This window comes from Petrimonas sulfuriphila (assembly GCA_038561985.1).
Lineage (GTDB): Bacteria > Bacteroidota > Bacteroidia > Bacteroidales > Dysgonomonadaceae > Petrimonas > Petrimonas sulfuriphila.
In genome coordinates this window covers 886,748-911,935 of sequence record CP073276.1, presented here as the reverse complement: position 1 = coordinate 911,935, position 25,188 = coordinate 886,748, and the positions used below count along the sequence as shown (strand labels likewise).

Here is a 25,188-nt window from a genome sequence, read left to right as displayed (position 1 = left end):
CGCAGACTAGATCCGTTTTAACCGATTTGTTTAGTGAAAACAGGAAAAACATGAGTATCTTTACTGAGGATTATCTGAAAAACAAGATGTCAAGTTCATTCGTTTTTAGTCTTGACCAATAATAAATTTAATTCCGGTATGGATAAAAAAATTAGAATATTGGCTTTTGGAGCCACGGCCTTTTCTGCTTTATATGCTCAGCAGAAACCCAATATTGTCCTCATTTACGCCGACGATATCGGTTACGGCGATCTTTCGTGCTACGGGGCCACACGCGTGCAAACCCCTTATGTGGACGCGCTCGCCAACAACGGCGTGCGGTTCAGAAACGCCCATTCGGCCGCAGCCACCAGCACGCCGTCCCGGTACGGCCTGTTTACGGGAGAATACCCGTGGCGCCGGAAAGGAACGGGTATTGCAGCCGGAGATGCCGCACTTATCATTAAACCAGACAGATACACGTTACCCAAGATGATGAAGGAAGCTGGATACGCCACCGGTGCCGTGGGCAAATGGCATTTGGGAATGGGCGCCGAAACCGGGAAACAAAACTGGAACGAAAGGGTATCTCCCGGGCCGGCAGAAATCGGATTTGACTATTCCTACATCATGGCGGCAACGGGCGACCGCGTACCGTGCGTGTACATGGAAAACCAGCGAGCCGTGGGGTTAGACCCCAAAGACCCGATAGAAGTGAGTTACACCAAAAACTTCCCCGGCGAACCCACCGGAAAAGACAATCCCGAATTGCTGACGAAACTGAAACCGAGCCACGGACACGACATGGCAGTAGTAAACGGAATTTCTCGTATCGGGTTTATGAAAGGCGGGAAGTCGGCACTTTGGGAGGATGAAAACATAGCCGACAGCATCACGGTACATGCCATTCGATTTATTGAGCGTAATAAGGATAACCCTTTCTTTCTTTATTTTGGGACTAACGATATTCACGTGCCTCGTTATCCGCACGGGCGTTTTCGCGGGAAGACCGATATGGGATATCGGGGCGATGCTATTTTACAATTCGACTGGTCGGTGGGTGAGGTGGTTCGTGCTCTCAAAGAAGCCGGAGTTTACGATAATACGCTTATTATCATCACCAGCGATAATGGTCCTGTGGTGGATGACGGATATCAGGATGAAGCTGTCGAAAAACTTAAAAATCATAAACCGTGGGGTCCTTTCCGGGGTGGAAAATACAGCACATTTGAAGCGGGGACACGCGTGCCGTTTATTGTTCACTGGACAGGAAACGTCTGTCCGGGAGTTTCCAATGCGTTGGTATCCCAGATAGATATGCTGGGCACCCTTGCCGAACTTGCGGGAATAGATCTTGCCGAAGCCGGGCAGTTCGATACACAGAAACACCTTCCCGCCTGGTTGGGCAATGACCCTAAAGGAAGGGATTATATTATTGGGTCTGCCGGTTCTTTGACATTGCTGACCCGTGATTGGAAATATATAGAGCCGAACAAGGGAAATGCATATTCTGCACATACCAATACCGAGTTGGGAAATAATCCTGAAGACCAATTGTACAATATCACCATTGACAGAGGAGAATACGATAATGTGGCCGTAGAAAATCCGTTGATGGTGAAATTTATGAAGCAGATTTTGGAAGAGGAAAAGGCCAAAGGTACAGGTCTGGAACTTTAAACTCTTACGTATCTATAGTCTTTATCTATGATGGGCGGTGAAAAATCTATCAAGAAAATATGTTTTATAACATATTTTTCTCTATCTTTGTACTGATTTTAATGGCAAGCGAGTTATTAGAAATCAATTTTAGGTTATCAACATTATTCTGAAAAAAGTTTCTTGTAAACGGTTGCCGATAAATCATAACTTTTAAAGAAAGGATAAAATTATGAACATCAAAAACCTTACAAAAGAAGACATTTTGTCTCAAATCAAGTATTTGGAACAAAATATCAACAAAGGATCTGCTGTATATCAGACTAATCGAATCAGCAGGATCAGAACATTGAAATCAAGCTTGCGTAACCGCAGGCCAGTATCTCTGTGATAGCATCGCGATCGGTAACTGATCCGAATGCTTTACTTCAACTACAATTTACACCAGATATTTAACAAAAAGCTGCTCATCCGAACAGCTTTTTTTCGTTTTATCCGGCGATCATCTCTTCCGGTGAAAGATTCTCCAGCTTTTCCTCCTTTTTTTTCTTTAGGGCTATTCTCAGCCAGGTATACCCAATTATCATCGATAAAGTAGATGCTACCAGTACTGCCAGTTTAGCGGTGTCTTGCAGGGATTTGTCGTCGAATGCCAGCATCGATACAAAAATTGACATCGTAAAACCTATTCCGGCGAGGATACCCACACCTATGTATAACATCCAGTTTGGTTTGGTTTTCAGCTTGATGATTCGCGTTTTTGTCATTAAATACACAGCCAATGAAATACCTGCCGGCTTTCCGATTAATAAACCAAGAATAATCCCGATGGATAATTCGCCCAACAAATTAGCTATAGCCGAGCCGTTGATAAATATGCTGGTATTGGCCAACGCGAAAATGGGAATGATAAGGAAGTTGACAGGAAACAAAAGTACTTTTTCATAGACCGGAATCTTTTTTACAGGAAGCAATGCGGATAGAATCACCCCTGCAAAAGTAGCGTGAATACCCGATTGATACATACAATACCACATCACTACTCCGAGTGAAAGATATAAGATTCTGGATAGGGGATTTCGTAAATATTTTATTACCAGTACGATCAGTATAATACACGCTGCAACTCCCAATAGCCACATAAACTCAGGTTGACTTCCGTAAAAGAAAGCAATGATCAGGATAGCACAGAGGTCATCAATGATGGCGAGTGCGGTAAGAAAGATTTTCATCGAGTGCGGGACAGATTTTCCCAATAAACTTAAAATTCCCAGGGAAAAAGCAATGTCTGTTGCTGCGGGAATGGCCCACCCCGACTGATAAATCGTTCCTTTGGTGGCTGTTAAGAAAATGATTGCCGGGAAAATAACGCCAAACAATGCGGCAACCATCGGTAGCATCATTCTACTTGGTGTAGAGAGCTCGCCTATAACTGTTTCACGCTTGATTTCCATGCCCACCTGAAAGAAAAATAACGCCATTAAGGCATCGTTTATTATGTGCAGGATGCTGTGTGGTAAATGTATGGAGTGTAAGAATGGAATTTCCGTTTCCCAAAAATGGTTGTAGCTTTCGCCGATGCCGGGTAAATTGGTTAAAATGAGTGATGCTGTTGTGCAAAGCAGGAGCAGTACGCCAACTGCACGACTGTCGTGTAGGAAATCTGTTATGGTAAATTTACGGCTTTTTGTTCCTGTAGGGTGTAGATGCTGAGTCATAAATGGACTGTTTATGAAAGTAAGAAATTGAAATCATCTTCGTGGGACAGCTCCCTGGGCTCTTGCCCAAATTTAAAAATACGTGCGTTACGTTCTCCGACAAGAACCAGTTCCTTGTCTTCCAGCAATAACATTGTTCCTTCGCGCAGTCCAACGACAAAAAGATCTCTATTGACTTCGATAAATTCGTTGATGCGCACCTCGCGGGTTTCTCCACCGTGGTTGGCCGGATGATCATCCAGGTAATGCGGGTTTATCTGAAACGGAACCAGCTTGAGCGTTTTAAATTTATCCGGCTCCACAATAGGCATGTCATTAGTGGTTTTCAGCGTGGGACAGGCAATGTTTGAGCCAGCACTCCACCCGATATACGGTGTTCCTTTCTTTACGCGCTTCCGAATGACCTTCATCAATCCTTTTTCCTGAAGAATTTTCACCAATTGCCAGGTGTTCCCACCCCCGACCACTATTGCGTCAGCATTTTCAATAGCCTCTACGGGATTGATAAACCGGTGAATACCGGTTACGTGATGTCCGATTTCGGCAAACCTGTTGTTCACCTTTTCTTCGTATTCATCGTAAGAGAACGTGACGGCCGCATAAGGTATAAAAATAGCGTTTTTGGCTCTGTCGCCCAGGAAATTCTTAATGTGCTCTTTGGGATAATCCAAATAAGCTTCTCCTGGATTCGTGGAGTTGCTGATTAACAATAATCTCATCTTTTTGTGGTTTTGAAGTTTTGTGGATGCAAAGATAACAAAATTGTTGAAAATATCCGGTTTTAAGGCTATATTTGCACTCAAAATTCTTATCAGACAAGCAGATATGGATGAGATATTGCAACAGATCAGAACGGATTTACGCCGTTCCATGAATGGTATCGCTTCTAAGAGTATGCGGGAGAAGGGACTGCATTACAAGCTGAATTTTGGAGTGGATGTTCCCCGGCTGCGTGAACTTTCCAAAAGATATCCCATTGATGCTCAATTGGCTGAACTCTTGTGGAGACAGGAAACCCGTGAGTTAAAGATATTGGCAACGATGTTGTATCCTGTTCATGAATTCGATATGGATAAAGCCGATGAATGGGTGAAAGAAATTCCCAATCACGAAATTCGGGAACAGGTATCTATGAATTTATTCCAGAAACTAGACTTTGCGGACAAGCTGGTGCAAAAATGGACAGATTCGAAAGATGAAGAAGTCCGGACCAGCGGTTACTGGTTGTTTGCCCGGTTGTTGATTGTGAAGTCGGGTTTGGTCAATAAGACAAACCAAAACGAGATTATGGAAAAAATGATTTCAGACTTGAGTGCCGGGTCCTACTTCCTTCGTCTCTCCGCACAACGTGCATTGACCTTTCTAGGCAGGACTGCGGAGTCGTTTTCAAAAAAGATTTTGGACGGGATTCAGGATCTTCAAACTTCGGGTGATGCTGCCAAAAAAGAAATCTTTGACAGCCTGAGCTTCGAATTTACGGATTTTCCCGATTGACTAAAGGCAGTTTGGATATTAAACTATCAATCTCCTCCTCCTTGCAATGGATAAAAATGTTTTTGTGGAAATCACAAAGTTTATCGGATGCCTGCAAAAACGACTCTTTTTCCGGTGGCGCAAGTACGTCGGATAACATCGTGGCAGACTTCCACAACCCGGGAAAAACCTTCGTCAGTTCCGCCCTCCCTTTATCGGTTATAAAAACACGCATCCTGCGCTTGTCTTCCTCGTCGCGGCGCTCACCGATAAGCTTCGCTTTCAGAAGTCGCCGCATAACTTCATTGCCTGAAGTTTTTTCAATCACATTCCTGTTGTTGATCTCTGTCTTGGACAAACTCTCTTCATTAAACAATGCTACCAGGTAGGTGTATTCATCGACTGTTTGGAGCAGTGATCCCTTCAGGGCTTTCTTGATGTAGAACTTGGAATACCGGTGCAGGAAACTTATGTTTTGCGCAATACGTACCGTGTCGTTTCTGTTCTCTTTGATTGTCCGTCTCTGTTGCAGAAAAAGAATAAAGTCATTCAGCGAAAGTTCTACTTCGGTTGATTGAGTTGTTTTCTCAAACTGATCCAGTAATTCAATTATCTCGAGCAACAATTTTTTTGATTTCATAAACGAATAAATTTGTACGTAAAAGTACTAAATCTTGTGTTAATATACAAAATATCCTGATTTAAAATAGCATATAGTACGAAAATGTATTATATTTGTGCTCTAATAATTCAGTAGAGATGGAAGTTGCAGCAAGAATTGAAGAGGCGGGTAAGGAATACAAAACGGGAGACACCACGATAGTGGCTTTGGCTCCTTCCACTACTGTATTCAATAAAGGCGAAGTAACCCTGATTGTTGGTCCTTCGGGTTCTGGAAAAACAACCTTGCTCTCGTTGCTCGGATGCGTCATTTATCCCACAACCGGTAACGTCTGGCTGGGAGATACGTGTGTGAATCATTTATCAGAGGCAGAACTGGCGAAAATCCGGCTAAACGAAATCGGGTTCGTATTTCAAGGCTTTAATCTTCTGGCTCCGCTCAATGCTCTTGAGAATGTGATGCAACCGCTTCTCCTCAAAGGCGAATCACGAAAGGTAGCCAAGCAAAAATCGCTGTCAATCATCCGGAAATTTGATATGCAGTCGCGGGTAAAGAACCTGCCCCGAAACCTCAGCGGTGGACAACAACAGCGAATTGCCGTTGCGCGCGCCTTGGTTTCCGATCCGAAACTTATTCTTTGTGACGAGCCCACGGCCTCACTCGATCACAAAAGTGCCGTCTTGGTGATGGATATGTTAAAAGCGCTTTCACGCGAAGACCGTGCCGTGATTATTGTTACCCACGATACACGCTTAAAGAAATATGCAGACCGGACCATTTACGTTTCGGAAGGGAAAATAAGCGATACGCCGTTTGAAGAAGAATTTGATCATTAATTAAAAACAAGATACAAATGAAAAAACTATTCATTGGCTGTTTTCTCATTTTGTTGCTCGTGGGCTGCGGTAACAAAACCGAAAACAGGGTTTCCGTAGAAGTGAGTCCCGTGACAGTGGCCGTTGGTATTGGGAAAATAGTACCACAAGGCGGCGTCAGTAAACTGGCTTCGCCTGTTGCAGGTATTGTTGTTGAAATAGCTGTGGCGACAGGTGACAAGGTGAAATACGGCGATTTACTGCTTACCCTTGACAATACCGATGCATCGCTGGCGTTGAGCGAAATAAACAGCCGGTTAGTCACGCAGCAAAAATCCATACAATCGGCAGAGCTGATGAAAGAGCAAGGCCTGACCCGGTTACGGGAAAAAGAGCGAAAACTGAACGATGCCCGTGAACTGTTTGATGCGGGGGCGGTAACCGGCGAAAATGTGCGTAACCTTCAAAACGATTACGATTTGGAAAAACAAGGTCAGGAGAAACTTCAAAACGATATTTTGTTGCAGGAGTCTCAGCTTCGCGAAATTGTTTCGCAGAAAAATATGAGGTCAGAAGAGTTAAGCCGGACATCCTTGCGTGCACCCATGGACGGAATTGTACTAGACGTTCTTCCGAAAAAAGGCGAAGCCGTGAACAGGTATGAAACGTATATGATGCTGGCTCCTGACGCCCCGCTTATCGTACAGGCTGAGATAGACGAGATGTTCTCAAACCGCCTGGCTTTGGGGCAATCGTGTGAGATAAGGGTTGCGGGAAATCCTCAACCGGTGGCACAAGGGAAAATCCTCAGTATCTCGCCCGATTTAAAGAAGAAATCGCTCTTTTCCGACAGCGGACAAGATTTGCAGGACCGCCGTGTACGCGAGATTGAAATTTCGATCGACAAAGACACCAATTTGCTTATCGATACTAAGGTTGAATGTATGATTCATTTAAATTGAGTTGACGTGTTTGCAACAGCCTATAAATTCATTCGATTCGAGAAATCCAAAAGTACGGGGATTCTGCTGGGGATTATTATCAGTATCTACCTGATTGGGCTGGAGCTGGGCATTTTCTTTTACCTCACAACACTTATCGGTGGTGTGATAAACAACGCCAAACCCGAATATTCTCAGGTCTTTGTCGTGAACAGACTTACCAACAATGCTAATATTCTTTCGCCGTTTGACAAGCGTTGGGTGAACCAGCTGAGGAGTATAGAAGGGATTGACGATGCGCACGGGATGGTGATGGCTAATGTCAGTGTCCGATTCGATAACGGAGAAAGTTCGCCGGCAATAATTATTGGAAGCGAGTATCCCGAACTGGCTGCAGGCCCGTCGGAATCACTGTTGAACTCCGGTTCCACGAACAATCTGTTCCTTCAGGGAACGGTTTCCACCGATTTTTACGACAACAAGACATTCGGTTATGACGTAAAACAGGGCACAAGTTTCGAGATCAGCGGAAAAAATGTTACTGTAGGGGCTACGACAAAAAATGCCAAAGGCTTTTCGAGCCCGATGCTTTATACAACCGATGCCACGGCACGTTACTATTCCGGCTTTTCGGAAGATGCAGTCAACGCAGTTATTGTGACGGTAAAGGATGAGTCGAAAATCGATGAGGTCATCGAACGGATAAATACCGTTGCTCCAGACCTGCGTGCATGGCGGTCGGAAGAACTCAAAAATGCTACCGTAATAAATGTAATGACGGCGAACAATATGGGTATGAGTTTCGGAACGTTGGTCATTTTTGCTATCGTGAGTGGATTTTTTATCATCGGGCTGACGATGTATTCCGCCACTTACGACCGGATCAAGGATTACGGAACGTTGAAAGCCATTGGTGCTACCGGTAGACACATTACTCTTTTGGTTATAACCCAGTCGTTTATTTATGCAGTTGTGGGGTTTGCGGTTTCGTTGCTTCTTTTGGTCGGGACAAAATTTGGAATGGCTAAAGCCGGACTCATCATCAATCTCTCCCCTCAGTTTTTAGCATTTTTATTTTTCGTTACCCTGATCATTGCGGTAGCCAGCTCCATGTTTTCCATCCAAAAACTAAAAAAAGTAGAGCCGTCATCGGTATTCAGATAAAGATTTCAAGTTCACAAAAACATTACAATGAAAAAAACATATATACTTTCTCTTGCATGGATTGTATCCGTTTTATCCGTTTTGGGCCAGGAGAAAAAGATAAATCTAAATGCACTGACGCTGGAAGAGGCCGTAAAGTACTCGCTCGATCATTCGCCGACGTTCATCGCGCAACAGTTGAAAGAACAACAGGCCGGATACAAGCTTTCGCAAGTAAAACTGGATTACCTGCCTGACATTTATGTTACATCCGATCTGCGGCGGAACATTATTATTCCGTCAACACCCATCCCTGCATCAATGATCAATCCTTCGGCACCGGAAGACGAGTTGATGTATATGCGTTTCAACACGCCGTGGAGTTCGGGAGCGGGGCTAAATGTTACGTTCGATATTTTCAATCCCGAAACAGCGGGATTAAAATCAGAGCAGGAGAAGCAGTTGAAAATCAGTCAGCTTGATTCCAGAATTGCTGAAAACGAGTTGCGAGCCACTGTTTCACAGGCCTATATCGACTGTGCGATTGCGCAGACCCAGCTGGACGCAATAACTGCCGATACGGTTTATTACGCCGCGTTATCACGGGAGATAGAAGATCTTTACCGGCGTGAAAAGGTTTCGCTGGTAGACAAGAACAATGCGGAAATGAATTATAACGCTTCGCTCGCCCGCTTCCATCAGGCCAAAAATATCCAGCACAACTCCAGAATAAACCTGTTGATGTATTTGGGAGTAGAACCGGACAAAGACAAGTTGGATCAGCTACGGTTGTCGGATGATATTCAGTCGCTTTATTCCAAAATGATGTCAGGCAAAGTGTTAAGCGGCGAAAACCCTCTTTCACAACGCCGCCAGGCTGAGTTGGTTTCGCTGTCTGAGATCAAGACAAAAAATGCACTATGGAAATATGCGCCGTCGTTGTCGTTATCGGGATATTATGGAGCCAATTATTTCGGGAAAGAGTTGAAGTTGGGAAACACCAACAGGTGGTTCGGGAACAGTTTTGTGGCTCTTTCGCTTCGGATTCCCATTTCGCGATCGCTGAGCACGGCAAAAGAGGTTTCCCGGTTACGCATACAGGAGCAGCTTGAGCGTGAAAATTTGCGGGATGTAAAGAATAACCGGTTGGGAGAATTATCGAGAGAGCTGGCCCGGTTGGAAACCTGTAAAAATACTTACCGGTTGAAACAATCGAACATGAAATTGATAACCCAAAATATAGTGGCAAAACAGGCACAGTTGCAAAAAGGCTACACGCTCGAAAGTGAATTTTTATCGGAAAAATTGCGTGAACAAAATGCCTTGCAGGAATACTTGCAAGCCGCCTACGATCTGTTGTCGGCTTATATAAACCTGGAAAAACTGACGAAAAACTGATCCCCGCTATTTTTTATCACGATAATTGTTCTGGATAAAAAACATGGATATAAAAATATTCACGATCAGGAAGCCGCCCCCGCTTGCCAGGAAAATGCCTTTCCATTTCGGAAGCACAATCAGGCAGACAATGGAGGCAATCGCTATGACAACGATAATCGCCCACATTGCCGTGAAAATTTGTTTTTTTGTAGCCATTCGGTTAGTTATTTAGTTGTTTTCTTATCCAAAACGTGATATCCGACAAAACATCCAGCGAAAGAGTCTGTTCGATTTTTCCATACTCATCGGCACGACCGGTTTCGCATTCTTGAAAAAGATGATTCAGCCCGGGATACGTTTTTGTTTCGTATCTGTAATTTCGCCCCTTGTCCAAAGCCGATTTTATAGCTCCTAAATTTTTTTCAGCCAGCACCTGTGTGTCTTTTTCGCCATTAATTGCCAGCACCGGACATTTTACCTTTTTCAGGTATTCCGCCGGATCCAATGCAAGGAACTGGCGGTACCAGGGGGTGGCGATCGTGTTGAACTGGTCGCGGATAAAAGCATCCTTTTTGAGTTTCATTTTAACGAGAATAGGGTACTGTTCCCAAAGTTGCGAAAGCTGGTCACGCAATGCTACCCGGTCTGCTTCTGTCCCTTTCCATTCCGAAAGGCTTTCAAGCATCTGGCGTATCGCCTTTAATGACTGATCGCTGTTTTCGGGTTCTATATTGAGCAGTTCCAGTGCCATACGGTTTTGCTCCATTATGGTTTCAATCCCTCGTTCTCCCATTCCTGCCATAAGGACGATAAATTTGATGTCCCGGTTTTTCGATGCCACCATGGGCGCGATCACACCGCCTTCGCTGTGTCCAATAAGGCCAATGGCCGATTTATCTACCTCTTCTCGTGCCTTCAAATATTCCACGGCAGCAGCAACATCCGTCGCAAGATCTTGCGTGGTGGCTATTGGGTAGTAACCTGTTGACCGTCCTGTGCCGCGTTTGTCGTACCTGAGTACGACGAATCCTTTTCGCGTCAGATGATCGGCAATCACCAAGAACGGTTTGTGCCCGAAAATGGTTTCGTCCCTGTCGTGTGGTCCGCTGCCTGCAATCAGTATCACTGCCGGGAATGTTCCTGCAGAATCGGGGACAGAGAGTGTCCCGGCAAGTTCAATGCTGTCTTTTTTATGGATGAATTTCACCTCTTCCGTTTTGTACGGAAATGGGGGTTGGGGTTCCTGTGGGCGGTTTAGGACCGGTTTACCAGTCGACTTGAGAACCAAAGGGAAGGGTATCCCGCCCTGATTGAACGTTCCCAATATGGAATCTCCCTCTAATGTTCCCTGATAAAAAATGCCCAATCCTGTTGCTACAATCTCGAGTTTATTTTCAACAAAAGAAGTCTTTGAAGTGGGCAACCCTAATGCGTTCTGTGCGGGGCTATCCATGGTTGTGGAGTAAGAACTGTCGGTTTTAGAGACGTGGAAAACGACGGGCAGCTTGTTTCCCATAACGTTTAGCGTTCCGCTCCAGCTTCCGGTAATTTCCTGCGCGGAAACGGAAACAGACACTAAAAACAAGAAAAGGATTATTGCCTTCTTTTTCATGAAACATTCTCCATTATTCGTGATGATACGGTTCACCATTCAAGATAGTCATTGCCCTGTAGAGTTGTTCCACAAACACCAGTCGAACCATTTGGTGCGTAAAAGTCATTCTCGATAACGACAACTTTTCGTTGGCACGCCTGTACACTTCGTCCGGAAATCCATAAGGCCCCCCAACAACAAAAACAAGCCGTTTAGGGACGGAATGCGACTTCTTCTCAATATAGCGGGAAAATTCCACAGAAGAGTATTGTTTCCCTTTGTCATCCAGCAGAACGACATAATCGCCCTGTTGAATCCGGCTCAGCATGGCTTCCCCTTCGAGGTTCTTTTGCTCTTTTTCCGATAAGTTTTTTGTGTTTTTCACATCCGGGACAAATTCCAGATCGAAAGGAAGGTAATGACTTAATCTTTTCCTGAATATATCCATCGCCTGAACGTAAAAATCCTCATCGGTTTTTCCAAGGGACAGCAAAACAACCTTCATCTTTTATTAATACATTTTTTTTACGTAAAATTAGCAACCAGAGTGCAAATATAACCTTTTATTTTTATATTTTTGCATTCACAATTTACAAGTTTTCTTAACAATACGGGATGAATTTTGTTATTGTTAGTGAGCAACCCAATTTAGCTTGAATGGAATTAAAAAAATTGACGGACAAACTCGTTGATCTGGCTTTTGCCGAGGATATTGGCGACGGCGATCATACCACACTCTGCAGCATTCCCGAAACAGCTTTCGGGAAAGCCCGGCTCTTGATTAAGGAAGAAGGTATCTTGGCAGGAGTGGAAGTTGCCAGGACGATTTTTCATCGTTTCGACGAAGGATTAGTCGTGGAGGTTCTTATTAATGACGGAACATACGTTAAGCCCGGAGATGTTGCATTCATTGTATCGGGAAAAGTCCAATCGTTGCTGCAAACCGAACGGTTGGTACTCAACATTATGCAGCGCATGAGCGGGATAGCCACTACTACTGGAAAATATGTGAAATTACTCGAAGGAACAAAAACAAAAGTCCTCGACACACGCAAAACCACACCTGGGATGCGAATGCTGGAGAAGCAGGCCGTAAAAATTGGCGGAGGGGAGAACCACCGTATCGGTCTGTTCGATATGATTTTGCTGAAGGACAATCATGTGGATTTTGCAGGCGGTATAGAAAACGCCATTCGTGGAGCACAAAAATATCTGAAGGAAAAAAACAAACAACTCAACATAGAAATTGAAGTACGTAACTTCGATGAGCTTAACCAAGCCCTTGCGGTGGGAGGGGTAGATAGGATCATGTTGGATAATTTCACGCCCGAACAAACGTGTGAAGCGGTGAAGATTGTGGACGGGCGCGTTGAACTGGAATCGTCGGGCGGAATTACCTTTGAAACTATCCGTCAATATGCGGAGTGTGGTGTGGATTATATCTCTGTAGGCGCGCTTACCCATTCGGTAAAAAGCTTGGATATGAGTTTAAAAGCGATAGAATAGCAGTTAGCAAAGTATAATGACAGATACAAAACAGCTCGAACTGGACAAGCGATACATGCGGATGGCATTTATCTGGTCAGAAAATTCATACTGTAAACGCCGTAAGGTAGGTGCCATTTTGGTAAAAGACAAGATGATAATATCCGATGGATACAACGGAACACCATCGGGATTTGAAAATGTTTGTGAAGATGAGGATAACGTAACAAAGCCTTATGTGCTTCATGCCGAGGCAAATGCCATAACCAAAGTGGCCCGGTCCAACAACAGTAGTGAAGGAGCAACGTTGTACGTGACGTCTTCTCCCTGTATCGAATGTGCAAAGCTGATTATTCAGGCAGGTATCCGGAAAGTCGTTTATGCCGATTCTTACAGACTGAGCGATGGTGTAGAATTACTTAGAAGGGCTGATATAGAGTTGATTTCGGTTGATTTGTGAAAAATTAAGTTGCAAGAATAAGATAATGAGTCCTGAAAAAAAAATAAAAACGTGGCTTCCTTTATGGGTTGGATTGGGTATTGCTTTGGGAATTCTTATAGGAAGCATCTATTCGCAATTTGGGAATACGGGAAAAGTGGATGGAACCGGTAAGATTGATGCCATATTTAACTATATCAACAAATCGTATGTAGACACCGTGAATATTCGTCAGCTTGTGGAGGAGGCGCTACCCAAAATTGTTCAGGAACTCGATCCACATTCGGCTTATATCTCTGCCAGCGAAATGAAGCGTTTAAACGAAGATCTGGAGGGCCATTTTTCGGGGATTGGTGTTAGTTTTTATGTATTAAGCGATACGATCGTAGTGACAAGTATTGTGCCTGGCGGTCCCTCGGAGGCGGCAGGTATACAGCAATGGGACAGGATAGTCAATGTCAATGACACGCTGATTGCAGGGCGGAAAATTACAAACGCCGATGTACTGCAAAAGCTTCGTGGTGAAAAAGGATCCGAAGTAAAACTGGGAATTAAAAGAAACGATGATACAAAACTGATTGACATAACCGTAACTCGTGGAGACATTCCCATGAATAGTGTTCAGGCTGCTTATATGCAAACCAACACCATCGGATATATCAAGGTGGGCACATTCGGATTCAACACTTTCAATGAGTTTATATCGGCACTGTCTAAACTCAAAAGCCAGGGGGCACATTCTTTCGTGATCGATCTGAGAGGTAACAGCGGTGGTTCGTTGGAAATTGTTGTTGCCATGGTGAATGAATTTCTTCATAAAGGGGATTTGATTGTTTATGCTGACGGACGGAACTTTCCCAGGCAGGACAGTTATGCTAATGGTTCGGGAACGAGTAAAGAAGACGATGTCGTCATTTTGATTGATGAATTAAGTGCATCCGCAAGTGAAATTTTTGCCGGTGCTATTCAGGATAATGATCGAGGATTGGTGATGGGACGGAGGTCTTTTGGAAAAGGATTGGTACAAAGCCAGCGAAATTTTCCCGATGGATCCGCTGTGCGTCTTACCGTTGCCCGTTATTATACACCGTCTGGACGTTCTATTCAACGCAAATATGAAAAAGGAAAGTACGATGAATACGAGCTGGAAGCATTGAACAGATATATGCAAGGCGATTACGTAAATTCCGATACAGCGTCTACCCTCATTCCCTTTAAAACTGAAGGAGGGCGAACAGTTTTCGGAGGTGACGGTATAATGCCGGATGTCTTTATTGCCCGTGACACAATCGGCATGAATTCTTATTTTAATACGATCGCAAACAAGGATTTCATTCAAGAGTATGCTGTGACCTATTCAGATATGCATAAGCATAAATTGAGTGAATTTCAATCAGCAGAAGACCTTGCTCGTCACCTGTACAAGCAGCCTCTGCTGATGAATCTAGTAAGTTACGCTGACAACAAAGGAGTCCGGCCAAGACCCTATTATATAGAAGAATCCAGGAAGCTGTTCGAGCGACATTTAGTTGCCTATATTGTTAGGAACTTCTTCGGTGAGGAAAGCTATTTCTCCGTATACATGCAGGACGATGTGTTGATGAAAAATGCAGTGGATTTTATTGAGAGAGGGTTGGCGAAGCCCGAATCTGTGGTACAGGAAAAGTATAAGTCCATTTCGCTGGGCCTGAGGGTCAGCTTTCCTGTTCCCAAGGAATTTGGCTCGTTATTTTATGTATAGAAGAAATGAATATAACAGAGCAGAAAAAAAGACTCCGTGAAAGGATTGCCCAGAAAAAGCAATCGTATTCTCAAAGAGAACTGTTAAACTTCTCGGAAGAGGTTATATCAACACTTGAACTCACTGAGGTATTTCAGAACGCTAAAGTTGTACTAGCCTATTACAGCATGTCGGATGAAGTTAATACGCATGAATGGATAAAAAAATACTGTTTACAAAAACATTTTCTTCTGCCGGTGGTTAATAATGGTGAATTAATTTTGAAAAAATATGTCTCCGAAGAAAGTATGTCGACTTCCGCTTATGGAATTAAAGAACCGGTGGGCGATACTTTCCCGGAATCTGAATACGGTAAAATAGATTTGGTAATTGTCCCGGGTGTGGCTTTTGATCGCACACTAAACCGGTTGGGTAGGGGAAAAGGCTTTTACGACAGATTATTGCCAAAGATAAAGGCTCCTAAGACAGCTATATGCTTTGATTTCCAGGTTTTTGATAATATTCCTGTAAGTCAGGGAGATATTAAAATGAATATGATTGTTTGTCAGAATGAGATTATTGTGGAATAACTACTCAGCAATTTGAAATTCAGATAAACATTTTCTTTAACATCACAATTCTTCATAAACTTGCAGTATATTTAATGATTTTAAATGTGCTGTCGTTGATCTTTGAGTGCAGTTATGAATAAATTCTTAGAGAATTACTTATCCAACAGGGTCTTGTCCCGCATGTCTATCCTGATAATAGACATTCTTATTATACTGTTTTCAACCCTGACCATGTATTTTTTGCGTTTCGGTTTTGAAGGACTTACGACGCAGGTCAAGGCAGATGGTATAACTACAACATTCGTTCTGGTATTTTTCAATGTCATTTCGTTCCTAATCTTCAAAACTTTTAGCGGGGTTTTGCGCTTTTCGGCTTTTTCCGATCTTGTTCGGATCATATATGCATTGACTCTGGGCTATTTTATATCGTTTATCTGCCTGATGGTGATAAAAAAAGTCGATCCCACTTTCACTGTTTCCAATACCATTCATTTTGCCACTTATGTGTTGAATGTTTTGTTGATGATTTTCTCACGTATTGTTGTCAAAGAGGTGTATGAGTCCATAACCGGAAAGCCACAGAAAGCCACCAATATTTTTATTTACGGTACCAAACAGGCCGGTATTAGTCTCGCAAAAGCGATCAGGGGAAACCGGGAATTCAAGTACAAAGTATTGGGATTTATTACCGATGAAGACAATATGGTCGGTAAAAATCTATTGGGGCTTACTATTTATGCCAACAACGAAAACTTATTCAGGGTACTGGAAGCAAAAGACGTAAAAACAGTGATTGTCTCCCCTCATAAAATGGATCAGATAAGAAATTCGCCTTTACTGGAAAATTTCGTGGACCATAATATTTCGTTGCTGACTACTTCTCCCGTTAACGAATGGAACGGGACATTGACAGGAAAAGAGCAGCTAAAAGATATTCAGATTGAGGATCTGCTCCCCCGCAATCCCATTAACATCAACTTAATGGAAATTGCTGCTCACATCGAAGGAAAGCGGGTGATGGTAACAGGGGCAGCGGGTTCCATCGGGAGCGAGATTGTTCGACAGGTAGCCTCATTCAATCCTTTCAACATCATTTTGATCGATCAGGCAGAAACCCCACTACATGACATGAGGCTTGAACTGCAAAAAAAATGGATCGATATAAATACCAACATAATTGTTGCTGATGTAGGCAATGCTACAAGAATGGAGCGTATTTTTGCAAAGACGCGTCCGCAGTACATTTTCCATGCGGCAGCCTACAAACATGTCCCTATGATGGAAGACAATGTTTCCGAATCCATTCAGACAAACGTCCTGGGAACAAAAATCCTAGCCGACCTGGCTGTAAAATATGGGGCTCAGAAATTTGTCATGATCTCTACTGATAAAGCGGTGAACCCTTCAAATGTAATGGGTTGCTCAAAAAGAATTAGTGAGATCTATGTTCAATCCTTATCGAGGCATTTGGAGAAGAACGGCCAGAAGACCACGCAATTCATCACTACCCGATTCGGTAATGTATTGGGGTCAAACGGTTCGGTAATCCCGTTGTTCCGGGAACAAATTAAAAATGGAGGCCCTTTAACGGTTACACATCCCGAAATTATTCGTTATTTCATGACCATCCCCGAAGCTTGCCAGTTGGTTCTTGAAGCTGGTTCCATGGGTAAAGGAGGTGAGATTTACCTTTTCGATATGGGAAAACCGGTTAAGATTCTGGATCTGGCAAAACGGATGATCCGGTTGTCGGGCTCTCAAAACATAAAGATAGAATTTACAGGCCTTCGTCACGGTGAAAAGTTATACGAGGAATTGCTCAATGCCTCTGAAAACACCATTAAAACTCATCACGAAAAGATTATGATTGCTCGGGTGCGTGAGTATGAGTACGAAAAAGTAAAGGATCAGATCGAGGAATTAATCGAAATTTCGTATCAATACGACGATATGCGTACTGTGAAAAAAATGAAAGAAATTGTCCCGGAGTTTCAAAGCATAAATTCCCCTTACGAGGCTGTTGACCGCTTACTGGAGAAACTGGAAGACAAGGAAAGCGTTAAGATCCAGGATGCTTTTTCAATTTAGATCTCCCTGCATATTGCAAAGTTTTGTATAATAGCCGTTTAACTCATACAACGAATTGTGTCTGCCTGATTCGATGATTTGTCCCTCCTTTAGAACGTAAATTTCGTCTGCATTTTTTATGGTTGACAACCGGTGCGCAATAACAATTGTTGTCCGGTTTCTCATCAGTTTCTCCAGGGCATCCTGTACCAATCGCTCCGAATCGGTATCCAGTGCCGAGGTAGCCTCATCCAGTATCAGGATTTCCGGGTTCTTCAACACCGCTCGCGCAATGCTTATTCGTTGGCGTTGTCCTCCCGATAGCTTTCCTCCCCGATCACCGATGTTTGTCTGATATCCGTGTTGAGTGGCCATGATGAACTCGTGCGCATTGGCCACTTTTGCCGCTTCAATAACCTCTTCCGAAGTTACTTCTTTTAAGCCAAAGGCAATGTTGTTGAAGAACGTATCGTTAAAAAGAATGGCTTCCTGGGTTACATAGCCTATTTTTGAGCGAAGGTCGTGTAAAGTAACATCCTTTATGTTGATATTATCAATAAAAACTCCTCCTTCCTGAATATCGTAGAACCGGGATAAAAGATCGGTCATGGTAGACTTCCCGGAACCCGATTGACCCACAAGCGCAACCGTTTTCCCTTTTTCAATCTTTAAATCGATCCCTTTCAATACCCACTCTTTGTTGTACTTGAACCAGACATTGCGGTAATGTATGTTATTTTTAAAACTCAACTTTTGCGGGTGCTGTATTTCTGTTATGTCGTTCTGGGCCTCCAGTATCTTGTCGATACGCTCCATGGAAGCAAGGCCTCGTTGTACGGCATATGCCGATCTGGAGAACTCTTTGATGGGATTGATAATACTGTAGAAAATGGTGAGGTAATAAATAAAAGTGGCCGCATCAATAATCCCGTTCCCGCTTAAAATAAGTGAGCCGCCAAACCAAAGGACAATGGCGATGGTAAGGGTTCCCAGGAATTCACTCATCGGATGTGCAAGATACTGCCGTCGTGCAATTCTGTTGGACATCTTTCTAAACATATCACTCCCCGTATAGAATCGTTTGGAGATTTTACTTTCCGCATTAAACGCTTTTATTATTCTTAGCCCGCTCAAGGTTTCTTCAATTTGCGACATAAGTTCTCCCCATTTGTTTTGGGCCTCAAACGAACTTCTTTTCAGTGATTTGCCAACGGTTCCCATCACATACCCCATTATCGGCAATACCACAAAGACAAAAAGGGTAAGTTGCCAGCTGAGAACGATCATGGTAATCAAATAGATCAGAATAAGGATGGGGTTCTTAAAGAGCATATCAAGCGAGCTCATCACCGAGTTTTCCACTTCGTTGACGTCCCCTGAAATGCGGGCCAATATATCGCCTTTGCGTTCTTCTGAAAAAAAACCGATGGGAAGAACCAGAATCTTATCGTTGATTTTGTTCCGGATGTCTTTAACTACTCCTGTCCGGATGGGGATGGTAAAATAAGATCCGAAATAGGCTGTACCGGTTTTAAAAAGAGTCATAACGACAAGCGCAATCGCCAAAAAAAGGAGCGTTGTGCTGCCTCCATGGGTTTCAATGAGCCGGGCCATGTACCAATTCCCGTTATTCAGGACAATATCGATCAATGAAACACCTTTTGTTTCCCAGGGAATAAATTCAAAAACCTTATCGTTGACTTTAAATAAAACCTGAAGTATAGGAATAATCGTTGCCAGTGAGAAAACATTCAATAATGCGGTGAGTAGATTAAAAAGAAAGGAGAGCACCACATATTTCTTGTAGGGAGGCAAGAAGCGCTTCAATATAGTTATAATACCGTTCATTAAAAAATATCCTTATTGCAGTAGTTTTAGTGTAACACGAAAAACGGTGCAAGATACACATAATTTGTGATTCCCGGTGTCAGATTTCGCGTTTTTGCAAAACGGTCTGCCATGAAAACAGAAAAGTGGGAAAAAATTCAAAAAAAAAATGAATTAAATAATTCTTTAATTGTCAGGCCATTGTTTTGGGTTTTGTAAAATAGTTGATTTTTTTATCAAATTTGTTGTGAAAATGTTTTGATGGAATGAAATCTTTCCCTACCTTTGCATCCGCTTTCCGAAAACAAGTAGATGTAGAAAGCAATTGATCGTTCTTTGAAAGATTTTCATATACGTTTTTTTAATGACAAGCAGTATATAAAATATATATATTGGTACCCGTTCAATAGAACATAAAAGGAAAAGAAATAGATTCGTGAATCGAGGGTTTGAGGATCACCGGCTATTCGGTTTTTTTGTTTGTCGATGCCTTTCCTGTAGTTGACACAACAGGGGCAGGAAAAGTTCAAGACATATAACAAATATACAACGAAGAGTTTGATCCTGGCTCAGGATGAACGCTAGCGATAGGCCTAACACATGCAAGTCGAGGGGCAGCACATGAGTAGCAATACGATGGTGGCGACCGGCGCACGGGTGAGTAACACGTATGCAACCTACCTTTAACAGGGGAATAACCCGTTGAAAAACGGACTAATACTCCATAACACAGGGGTCCCGCATGGGAATATTTGTTAAAGATTTATCGGTTGAAGATGGGCATGCGTTCCATTAGCTTGTTGGTGAGGTAACGGCTCACCAAGGCTACGATGGATAGGGGAACTGAGAGGTTTATCCCCCACACTGGAACTGAGACACGGTCCAGACTCCTACGGGAGGCAGCAGTGAGGAATATTGGTCAATGGAGGCAACTCTGAACCAGCCAAGTCGCGTGAAGGATGAAGGTCTTATGGATTGTAAACTTCTTTTGCAAGGGAATAAAGTGGGGGACGTGTCCTCCTTTGCATGTACCTTGCGAATAAGGATCGGCTAACTCCGTGCCAGCAGCCGCGGTAATACGGAGGATCCGAGCGTTATCCGGATTTATTGGGTTTAAAGGGTGCGCAGGCGGGATGTTAAGTCGGCGGTGAAATTTTGCAGCTCAACTGTAAAAGTGCCTTCGATACTGGCTTTCTTGAGTGTGGATGAAGTAGGCGGAATTTGTGGTGTAGCGGTGAAATGCTTAGATATCACGAGGAACTCCGATTGCGCAGGCAGCTTACTAAACCACTACTGACGCTCATGCACGAAGGCGTGGGGATCAAACAGGATTAGATACCCTGGTAGTCCACGCAGTAAACGATGATTACTAGTTGTTTGCGATACAATGTAAGCGACTGAGCGAAAGCGTTAAGTAATCCACCTGGGGAGTACGTTCGCAAGAATGAAACTCAAAGGAATTGACGGGGGCCCGCACAAGCGGAGGAACATGTGGTTTAATTCGATGATACGCGAGGAACCTTACCCGGGCTTGAAATGCGGCGGACCGGCAGAGAGATCTGCCTTCCCTTCGGGGCCGCCGTGTAGGTGCTGCATGGTTGTCGTCAGCTCGTGCCGTGAGGTGTCGGCTTAAGTGCCATAACGAGCGCAACCCTCATCATTAGTTACTAACAGGTCATGCTGAGGACTCTAGTGAGACTGCCATCGTAAGATGCGAGGAAGGTGGGGATGACGTCAAATCAGCACGGCCCTTACGTCCGGGGGCGACACACGTGTTACAATGGGTGGTACAAAGGGCAGCTACCTGGCGACAGGATGCTAATCTCCAAAACCACTCTCAGTTCGGATCGGAGTCTGCAACTCGACTCCGTGAAGCTGGATTCGCTAGTAATCGCGCATCAGCCACGGCGCGGTGAATACGTTCCCGGGCCTTGTACACACCGCCCGTCAAGCCATGGAAGCCGGGGGTACCTGAAGTCCGTAACCGTCAAGGAGCGGCCTAGGGTAAAACTGGTAACTGGGGCTAAGTCGTAACAAGGTAGCCGTACCGGAAGGTGCGGCTGGAACACCTCCTTTCTGGAGAACGTTCCCGTCCTGTTAACGGCAGGGTTTTGGGCATGGAAGGCAGAAAAGGGGCCCGTTAATCGGAGTCCCGGTCTTCAGACGCTCTTTTTCACGTTTTTTTTTCAACCGAGAGGTACCGATTCAAAACTGCATCCGTCATTGGAACGTATATAAAACAACATAACACTCACCGGGCAGAACCGTGAGCACGGGAGGCGGGCGTGTCCTGTTTTCCTACGGCGATCGGCCGACACTGCGACCAGCACAGTCCTATAGCTCAGTTGGTTAGAGCGCTACACTGATAATGTAGAGGTCGGCAGTTCAACTCTGCCTGGGACTACAAGGAAGATAACGGGGGATTAGCTCAGCTGGCTAGAGCATCTGCCTTGCACGCAGAGGGTCAACGGTTCGAATCCGTTATTCTCCACTTTGAAACAGGCCTTCTGGCTGCCGAAGAGGAGACCGGGGACCGGTAGGAAGAGTGATGTGAGCCTTGCCGGCAGGAGAGCCGCGGGCGTGAGATTTGAGGAAACATATTGAGGTTTGATGTCCGTCGGGGACAGTGTTCAACGGTTCGACTCCGTATCAGACGGCTATCGAAGGGTGTTCGCGTTAAGCGTTTCCCCTTGGAAGCGATCTTTGACATGATGAAGTAAAAGTAAAAAGAGCAAGAAAATAGTAAGTAACAAAAAGCTAAGTATTTATCAAGCCCTGCTACCGCTGGTTCGTTTTTCCTTTTGGGAAATTCGGGCGGTGTGGTACAGACGGCACAAATAAAGAGAAAATAAAGTACATAAGGGCACATGGGGGATGCCTAGGCTCTGGAAGGCGACGAAGGACGTGATAAGCTGCGATAAGCCGCGGGGATTGGCAAATACGAATCGATCCGCGGATTTCCGAATGGGGCAACCTGATACGAGAAGATTGTATCATTCCATCCAGTATGGAAGGCAAACGCGGGGAACTGAAACATCTAAGTACCCGCAGGAGAAGAAAACAAAAGTGATTCCCGGAGTAGTGGCGAGCGAAACGGGAATAGCCCAAACCGGTGTTGTTTCGGCAATACCGGGGTTGTAGGACCGGGAAGTGGCAAGAGACCAAGGAAGCGGAAGCGCCTGGAAAGGCGCATCGTAGAGGGTGATAATCCCGTACGCGACTCCCTGGCGAAGCCTACCGGTATCCTGAGTAGCGCGGGACACGAGAAATCCTGTGTGAATCCGGCGGGACCATCCGCCAAGGCTAAATACTCACCAGAGACCGATAGTGAACCAGTACCGTGAGGGAAAGGTGAAAAGAACCTCGAACAGAGGAGTGAAATAGACCCTGAAACCATGTGCTTGCAAGCGGTCGGAGCCCCGTTTACGGGGTGACGGCGTGCCTTTTGCATAATGAACCTACGAGTTACTCTTGTTGGCAAGGTTAAGCGCAATGATGCGCGTCAGCCGCAGCGAAAGCGAGTCCGAACAGGGCGCATAGTCAGCAGGAGTAGACGCGAAACCAAGTGATCTACCCTTGAGCAGGCTGAAGTTTTGGTAACACAACATGGAGGGCCGAACCGGTAAACGTTGAAAAGTTTTCGGATGACTTGAGGGTAGGGGTGAAAGGCTAATCAAACTTGGAGATAGCTCGTACTCCCCGAAATGCATTTAGGTGCAGCCTCGGATAATGAGCTTACATGAGGTAGAGCTACTGATTGGATGCGAGGGCTTCGCCGCCTATCAAGTCCAGACAAACTCCGAATGCGTGTAAGTGATCTCCGGGAGTGAGGGCGCGGGTGCTAAGGTCCGTGTCCGAGAGAGGAACAACTCAGACCATCGGCTAAGGTCCCCAAATATATGCTAAGTTGCATTAAACGAAGTTCTGCCGCTTTGACAGCTAGGATGTTGGCTTGGAAGCAGCCATTCATTTAAAGAGTGCGTAACAGCTCACTAGTCGAGTGGCGGAGCGTGGATAATAATCGGGCATAAGCATATTACCGAAGCCATGGAATTCTAATGAATTGGTAGGGGAGCATTCCGGTCCTGCGTTGAAGGCGTACTGCGAGGTACTCTGGAGCGTCCGGAAAAGCAAATGTAGGTATAAGTAACGATAATGCGGATGAGAAATCCGCACGCCGAAAGACTAAGGTTTCCTGATCAACGCTAATCGGATCAGGGTTAGTCGGGGCCTAAGGATAAGCCTAGAGGCGATTCCGATGGAAGAAACGGTTAATATTCCGTTACTGCTTTGATAAGTTATGTGGGGACGCAGAAGTGACACCACTGCCATCTGACGGAATAGATGGTTGAAGGGGGTAGGCTGTGACCGGTGCAGGCAAATCCGCACCGGGAGCTGAACCTGAAAGTATGGCAAGTCTTCGGATGAGCCAATAATGTGGGTAAGCAGACTGCCGAGAAAATCCGCTAAACGCCAATTATCAACGCACCCGTACCGTAAACCGACACAGGTAGTTGGGTTGAAAATACTAAGGCGCTCGAGTGATTCACGGTTAAGGAACTAGGCAAAATAGTCCTGTAACTTCGGGAGAAAGGACGCCACTGGCGACAGTGGCCGCAGAGAATAGATTCTGGCGACTGTTTAACAAAACACATGGCTATGCGAATTCGAAAGAAGCTGTATATAGCCTGACACCTGCCCGGTGCTGGAAGGTTAAGAGGAGATGTCATCGCAAGAGAAGCATTGAATTGAAGCCCCAGTAAACGGCGGCCGTAACTATAACGGTCCTAAGGTAGCGAAATTCCTTGTCGGGTAAGTTCCGACCTGCACGAATGGTGTAACGATCAGAATACTGTCTCAACCGTGAGCTCGGTGAAATTGTAGTATCGGTGAAGATGCCGATTACCCGCGATGGGACGAAAAGACCCCGTGAACCTTTACTATAGCTTTACATTGAATTTGGGCATCCGATGTGTAGGATAGGCCGGAGGCTTTGAAGCAGGTACGCCAGTACTTGTGGAGCCGACGTTGAAATACGGCCCTTCGGGTGTTTGACTTCTAACTCCGCTCAAGCGGAGGACACTGTATGGTGGGTAGTTTGACTGGGGTGGTCGCCTCCAAAAAAGTAACGGAGGCTTCTAAAGGTGCGCTCAGGACGATTGGTAACCGTTCTAGGTGAGTATAATGGCATAAGCGCGCTTGACTGGGAGACTCACAAGTCGATCAGGTAGGAAACTAGAGCATAGTGATCCGGTGGTTTCAGTATGGAATGGCCATCGCTCAAAGGATAAAAGGTACTCCGGGGATAACAGGCTGATCATTCCCAAGAGCTCATATCGACGGAATGGTTTGGCACCTCGATGTCGGCTCGTCACATCCTGGGGCTGGAGAAGGTCCCAAGGGTTGGGCTGTTCGCCCATTAAAGTGGCACGCGAGCTGGGTTCAGAACGTCGTGAGACAGTTCGGTCTCTATCTATCGTGGGCGTTAGAGATTTGAGAGGCCCCGACACTAGTACGAGAGGACCGTGTTGGACAGACCTCTGGTTTACCGGTTGTGGCGCCAGCTGCATTGCCGGGTAGCTAAGTCTGGGCAGGGATAAGTGCTGAAAGCATCTAAGCACGAAGCCTACCTCGAGATTAGATCTCTTTATAAGGGTGGTTGTAGACGACGACCTTGATAGGCTGCAGGTGGAAGTGCGGTAACGTACGTAGCCGAGCAGTACTAATTGCCCGTACGCTTTATTTTCGTGCAAG

18 protein-coding genes, 2 tRNA genes and 2 rRNA genes are annotated in these 25,188 nt (G+C 44.9%); 15 read left to right on the top strand and 7 right to left on the bottom strand.

Annotated features, from left to right (window positions below; genetic code table 11):
* The first annotated feature begins 138 nt into the window (after positions 1–138).
* On the top strand, positions 139–1,659 hold the full coding sequence (locus tag KCV26_03660) for an arylsulfatase (GenBank protein WZX37491.1): 1,521 nt from the start codon (positions 139–141) through the stop codon (positions 1,657–1,659).
* Between the two features lie 470 nt (positions 1,660–2,129).
* Here KCV26_03660 and nhaA read toward each other — a convergent pair whose 3' ends face one another.
* Positions 2,130–3,356, bottom strand: coding sequence for a Na+/H+ antiporter NhaA (nhaA, locus tag KCV26_03655; protein ID WZX37490.1), 1,227 nt, complete (start codon positions 3,354–3,356; stop codon positions 2,130–2,132).
* Positions 3,357–3,367: 11 nt separating this feature from the next.
* Positions 3,368–4,075, bottom strand: coding sequence for a dipeptidase PepE (gene pepE / locus KCV26_03650; protein WZX37489.1), 708 nt, complete (start codon positions 4,073–4,075; stop codon positions 3,368–3,370).
* Positions 4,076–4,181: 106 nt separating this feature from the next.
* Between pepE and KCV26_03645 the strand changes: the two genes are divergently transcribed.
* Complete coding sequence (locus tag KCV26_03645) at positions 4,182–4,850, top strand: DNA alkylation repair protein (GenBank protein ID WZX37488.1); 669 nt, start codon at positions 4,182–4,184, stop codon at positions 4,848–4,850.
* Here the strand turns inward: KCV26_03645 and KCV26_03640 are convergent.
* Positions 4,831–5,469 (bottom strand): winged helix-turn-helix transcriptional regulator, encoded by a 639-nt coding sequence (locus tag KCV26_03640; GenBank protein WZX37487.1) that lies wholly within the window; start codon positions 5,467–5,469, stop codon positions 4,831–4,833. The two genes, KCV26_03645 and KCV26_03640, sit on opposite strands and share 20 nt — an antisense overlap.
* A 119-nt stretch (positions 5,470–5,588) precedes the next feature.
* On the opposite strand from KCV26_03640, the gene KCV26_03635 reads away from it, so the two are divergent.
* The 4 genes from KCV26_03635 to KCV26_03620 are packed head-to-tail and all read left to right on the top strand — an operon-like array spanning position 5,589 to position 9,748.
* A complete protein-coding gene (locus KCV26_03635; GenBank protein WZX37486.1) occupies positions 5,589–6,287 on the top strand; it encodes an ABC transporter ATP-binding protein in 699 nt (232 codons plus the stop codon).
* A 17-nt stretch (positions 6,288–6,304) separates the two neighbouring features.
* Positions 6,305–7,228, top strand: coding sequence for an efflux RND transporter periplasmic adaptor subunit (locus KCV26_03630; GenBank protein WZX37485.1), 924 nt, complete (start codon positions 6,305–6,307; stop codon positions 7,226–7,228).
* A 6-nt stretch (positions 7,229–7,234) separates the two neighbouring features.
* On the top strand, positions 7,235–8,371 hold the full coding sequence (locus KCV26_03625; GenBank protein ID WZX37484.1) for an FtsX-like permease family protein: 1,137 nt from the start codon (positions 7,235–7,237) through the stop codon (positions 8,369–8,371).
* 27 nt (positions 8,372–8,398) lie between these two features.
* Positions 8,399–9,748, top strand: coding sequence for a TolC family protein (locus KCV26_03620; GenBank protein WZX37483.1), 1,350 nt, complete (start codon positions 8,399–8,401; stop codon positions 9,746–9,748).
* A 6-nt stretch (positions 9,749–9,754) separates the two neighbouring features.
* On the opposite strand, the gene KCV26_03615 is transcribed toward KCV26_03620, so the two are convergent.
* Genes KCV26_03615 through rlmH form a run of 3 tightly spaced genes read right to left on the bottom strand, consistent with a single transcriptional unit; the run spans position 9,755 to position 11,829 of the window.
* Positions 9,755–9,946 carry a hypothetical protein gene (locus tag KCV26_03615; GenBank protein WZX37482.1) on the bottom strand — a complete coding sequence of 64 codons (192 nt, stop codon included), beginning with the start codon at positions 9,944–9,946 and terminating at the stop codon, positions 9,755–9,757.
* Between the two features lie 4 nt (positions 9,947–9,950).
* Complete coding sequence (locus KCV26_03610; protein ID WZX37481.1) at positions 9,951–11,342, bottom strand: alpha/beta hydrolase; 1,392 nt, start codon at positions 11,340–11,342, stop codon at positions 9,951–9,953.
* Positions 11,343–11,355: 13 nt separating this feature from the next.
* On the bottom strand, positions 11,356–11,829 hold the full coding sequence (gene rlmH, locus KCV26_03605; protein WZX37480.1) for a 23S rRNA (pseudouridine(1915)-N(3))-methyltransferase RlmH: 474 nt from the start codon (positions 11,827–11,829) through the stop codon (positions 11,356–11,358).
* A 152-nt stretch (positions 11,830–11,981) separates the two neighbouring features.
* On the opposite strand from rlmH, the gene nadC reads away from it, so the two are divergent.
* From nadC to KCV26_03580, 5 genes are all read left to right on the top strand, one after another.
* A complete protein-coding gene (gene nadC / locus KCV26_03600) occupies positions 11,982–12,830 on the top strand; it encodes a carboxylating nicotinate-nucleotide diphosphorylase (protein WZX37479.1) in 849 nt (282 codons plus the stop codon).
* 13 nt (positions 12,831–12,843) lie between these two features.
* Positions 12,844–13,269, top strand: coding sequence for a dCMP deaminase family protein (locus KCV26_03595; protein WZX38313.1), 426 nt, complete (start codon positions 12,844–12,846; stop codon positions 13,267–13,269).
* Between the two features lie 25 nt (positions 13,270–13,294).
* On the top strand, positions 13,295–14,989 hold the full coding sequence (locus KCV26_03590) for a S41 family peptidase (protein ID WZX37478.1): 1,695 nt from the start codon (positions 13,295–13,297) through the stop codon (positions 14,987–14,989).
* Positions 14,990–14,994: 5 nt separating this feature from the next.
* Complete coding sequence (locus KCV26_03585) at positions 14,995–15,558, top strand: 5-formyltetrahydrofolate cyclo-ligase (GenBank protein ID WZX37477.1); 564 nt, start codon at positions 14,995–14,997, stop codon at positions 15,556–15,558.
* A 114-nt stretch (positions 15,559–15,672) separates the two neighbouring features.
* Positions 15,673–17,628 (top strand): polysaccharide biosynthesis protein, encoded by a 1,956-nt coding sequence (locus tag KCV26_03580; GenBank protein ID WZX37476.1) that lies wholly within the window; start codon positions 15,673–15,675, stop codon positions 17,626–17,628.
* Here the strand turns inward: KCV26_03580 and KCV26_03575 are convergent.
* Complete coding sequence (locus KCV26_03575) at positions 17,620–19,455, bottom strand: ABC transporter ATP-binding protein (protein ID WZX37475.1); 1,836 nt, start codon at positions 19,453–19,455, stop codon at positions 17,620–17,622. The genes KCV26_03580 and KCV26_03575 overlap by 9 nt on opposite strands.
* 525 nt (positions 19,456–19,980) lie before the next feature.
* Here KCV26_03575 and KCV26_03570 point away from each other — a divergent pair.
* From KCV26_03570 to KCV26_03555, 4 genes are all read left to right on the top strand, one after another.
* Positions 19,981–21,510, top strand: a 16S ribosomal RNA gene (locus KCV26_03570).
* Between the two features lie 254 nt (positions 21,511–21,764).
* Positions 21,765–21,838 (top strand) — tRNA-Ile (locus KCV26_03565).
* Positions 21,839–21,851: 13 nt separating this feature from the next.
* Positions 21,852–21,925, top strand: a tRNA-Ala gene (locus KCV26_03560).
* 355 nt (positions 21,926–22,280) lie between these two features.
* Positions 22,281–25,181: ribosomal RNA gene (locus KCV26_03555) — 23S ribosomal RNA — on the top strand.
* Together the 16S and 23S rRNA genes with 2 tRNA genes alongside form the textbook arrangement of a ribosomal RNA operon.
* Positions 25,182–25,188 lie beyond the last annotated feature (7 nt).

Coding starts and splice junctions, on each gene's coding strand:
- KCV26_03660 (WZX37491.1), top strand. CDS start 139: ATGGATAAAAAAATTAGAATATTGGCTTTTGGAGCCACGGCCTTTTCT.
- nhaA (WZX37490.1), bottom strand. CDS start 3,356: ATGACTCAGCATCTACACCCTACAGGAACAAAAAGCCGTAAATTTACC.
- pepE (WZX37489.1), bottom strand. CDS start 4,075: ATGAGATTATTGTTAATCAGCAACTCCACGAATCCAGGAGAAGCTTAT.
- KCV26_03645 (WZX37488.1), top strand. CDS start 4,182: ATGGATGAGATATTGCAACAGATCAGAACGGATTTACGCCGTTCCATG.
- KCV26_03640 (WZX37487.1), bottom strand. CDS start 5,469: ATGAAATCAAAAAAATTGTTGCTCGAGATAATTGAATTACTGGATCAG.
- KCV26_03635 (WZX37486.1), top strand. CDS start 5,589: ATGGAAGTTGCAGCAAGAATTGAAGAGGCGGGTAAGGAATACAAAACG.
- KCV26_03630 (WZX37485.1), top strand. CDS start 6,305: ATGAAAAAACTATTCATTGGCTGTTTTCTCATTTTGTTGCTCGTGGGC.
- KCV26_03620 (WZX37483.1), top strand. CDS start 8,399: ATGAAAAAAACATATATACTTTCTCTTGCATGGATTGTATCCGTTTTA.
- KCV26_03615 (WZX37482.1), bottom strand. CDS start 9,946: ATGGCTACAAAAAAACAAATTTTCACGGCAATGTGGGCGATTATCGTT.
- KCV26_03610 (WZX37481.1), bottom strand. CDS start 11,342: ATGAAAAAGAAGGCAATAATCCTTTTCTTGTTTTTAGTGTCTGTTTCC.
- rlmH (WZX37480.1), bottom strand. CDS start 11,829: ATGAAGGTTGTTTTGCTGTCCCTTGGAAAAACCGATGAGGATTTTTAC.
- nadC (WZX37479.1), top strand. CDS start 11,982: ATGGAATTAAAAAAATTGACGGACAAACTCGTTGATCTGGCTTTTGCC.
- KCV26_03590 (WZX37478.1), top strand. CDS start 13,295: ATGAGTCCTGAAAAAAAAATAAAAACGTGGCTTCCTTTATGGGTTGGA.
- KCV26_03585 (WZX37477.1), top strand. CDS start 14,995: ATGAATATAACAGAGCAGAAAAAAAGACTCCGTGAAAGGATTGCCCAG.
- KCV26_03580 (WZX37476.1), top strand. CDS start 15,673: ATGAATAAATTCTTAGAGAATTACTTATCCAACAGGGTCTTGTCCCGC.
- KCV26_03575 (WZX37475.1), bottom strand. CDS start 19,455: ATGAACGGTATTATAACTATATTGAAGCGCTTCTTGCCTCCCTACAAG.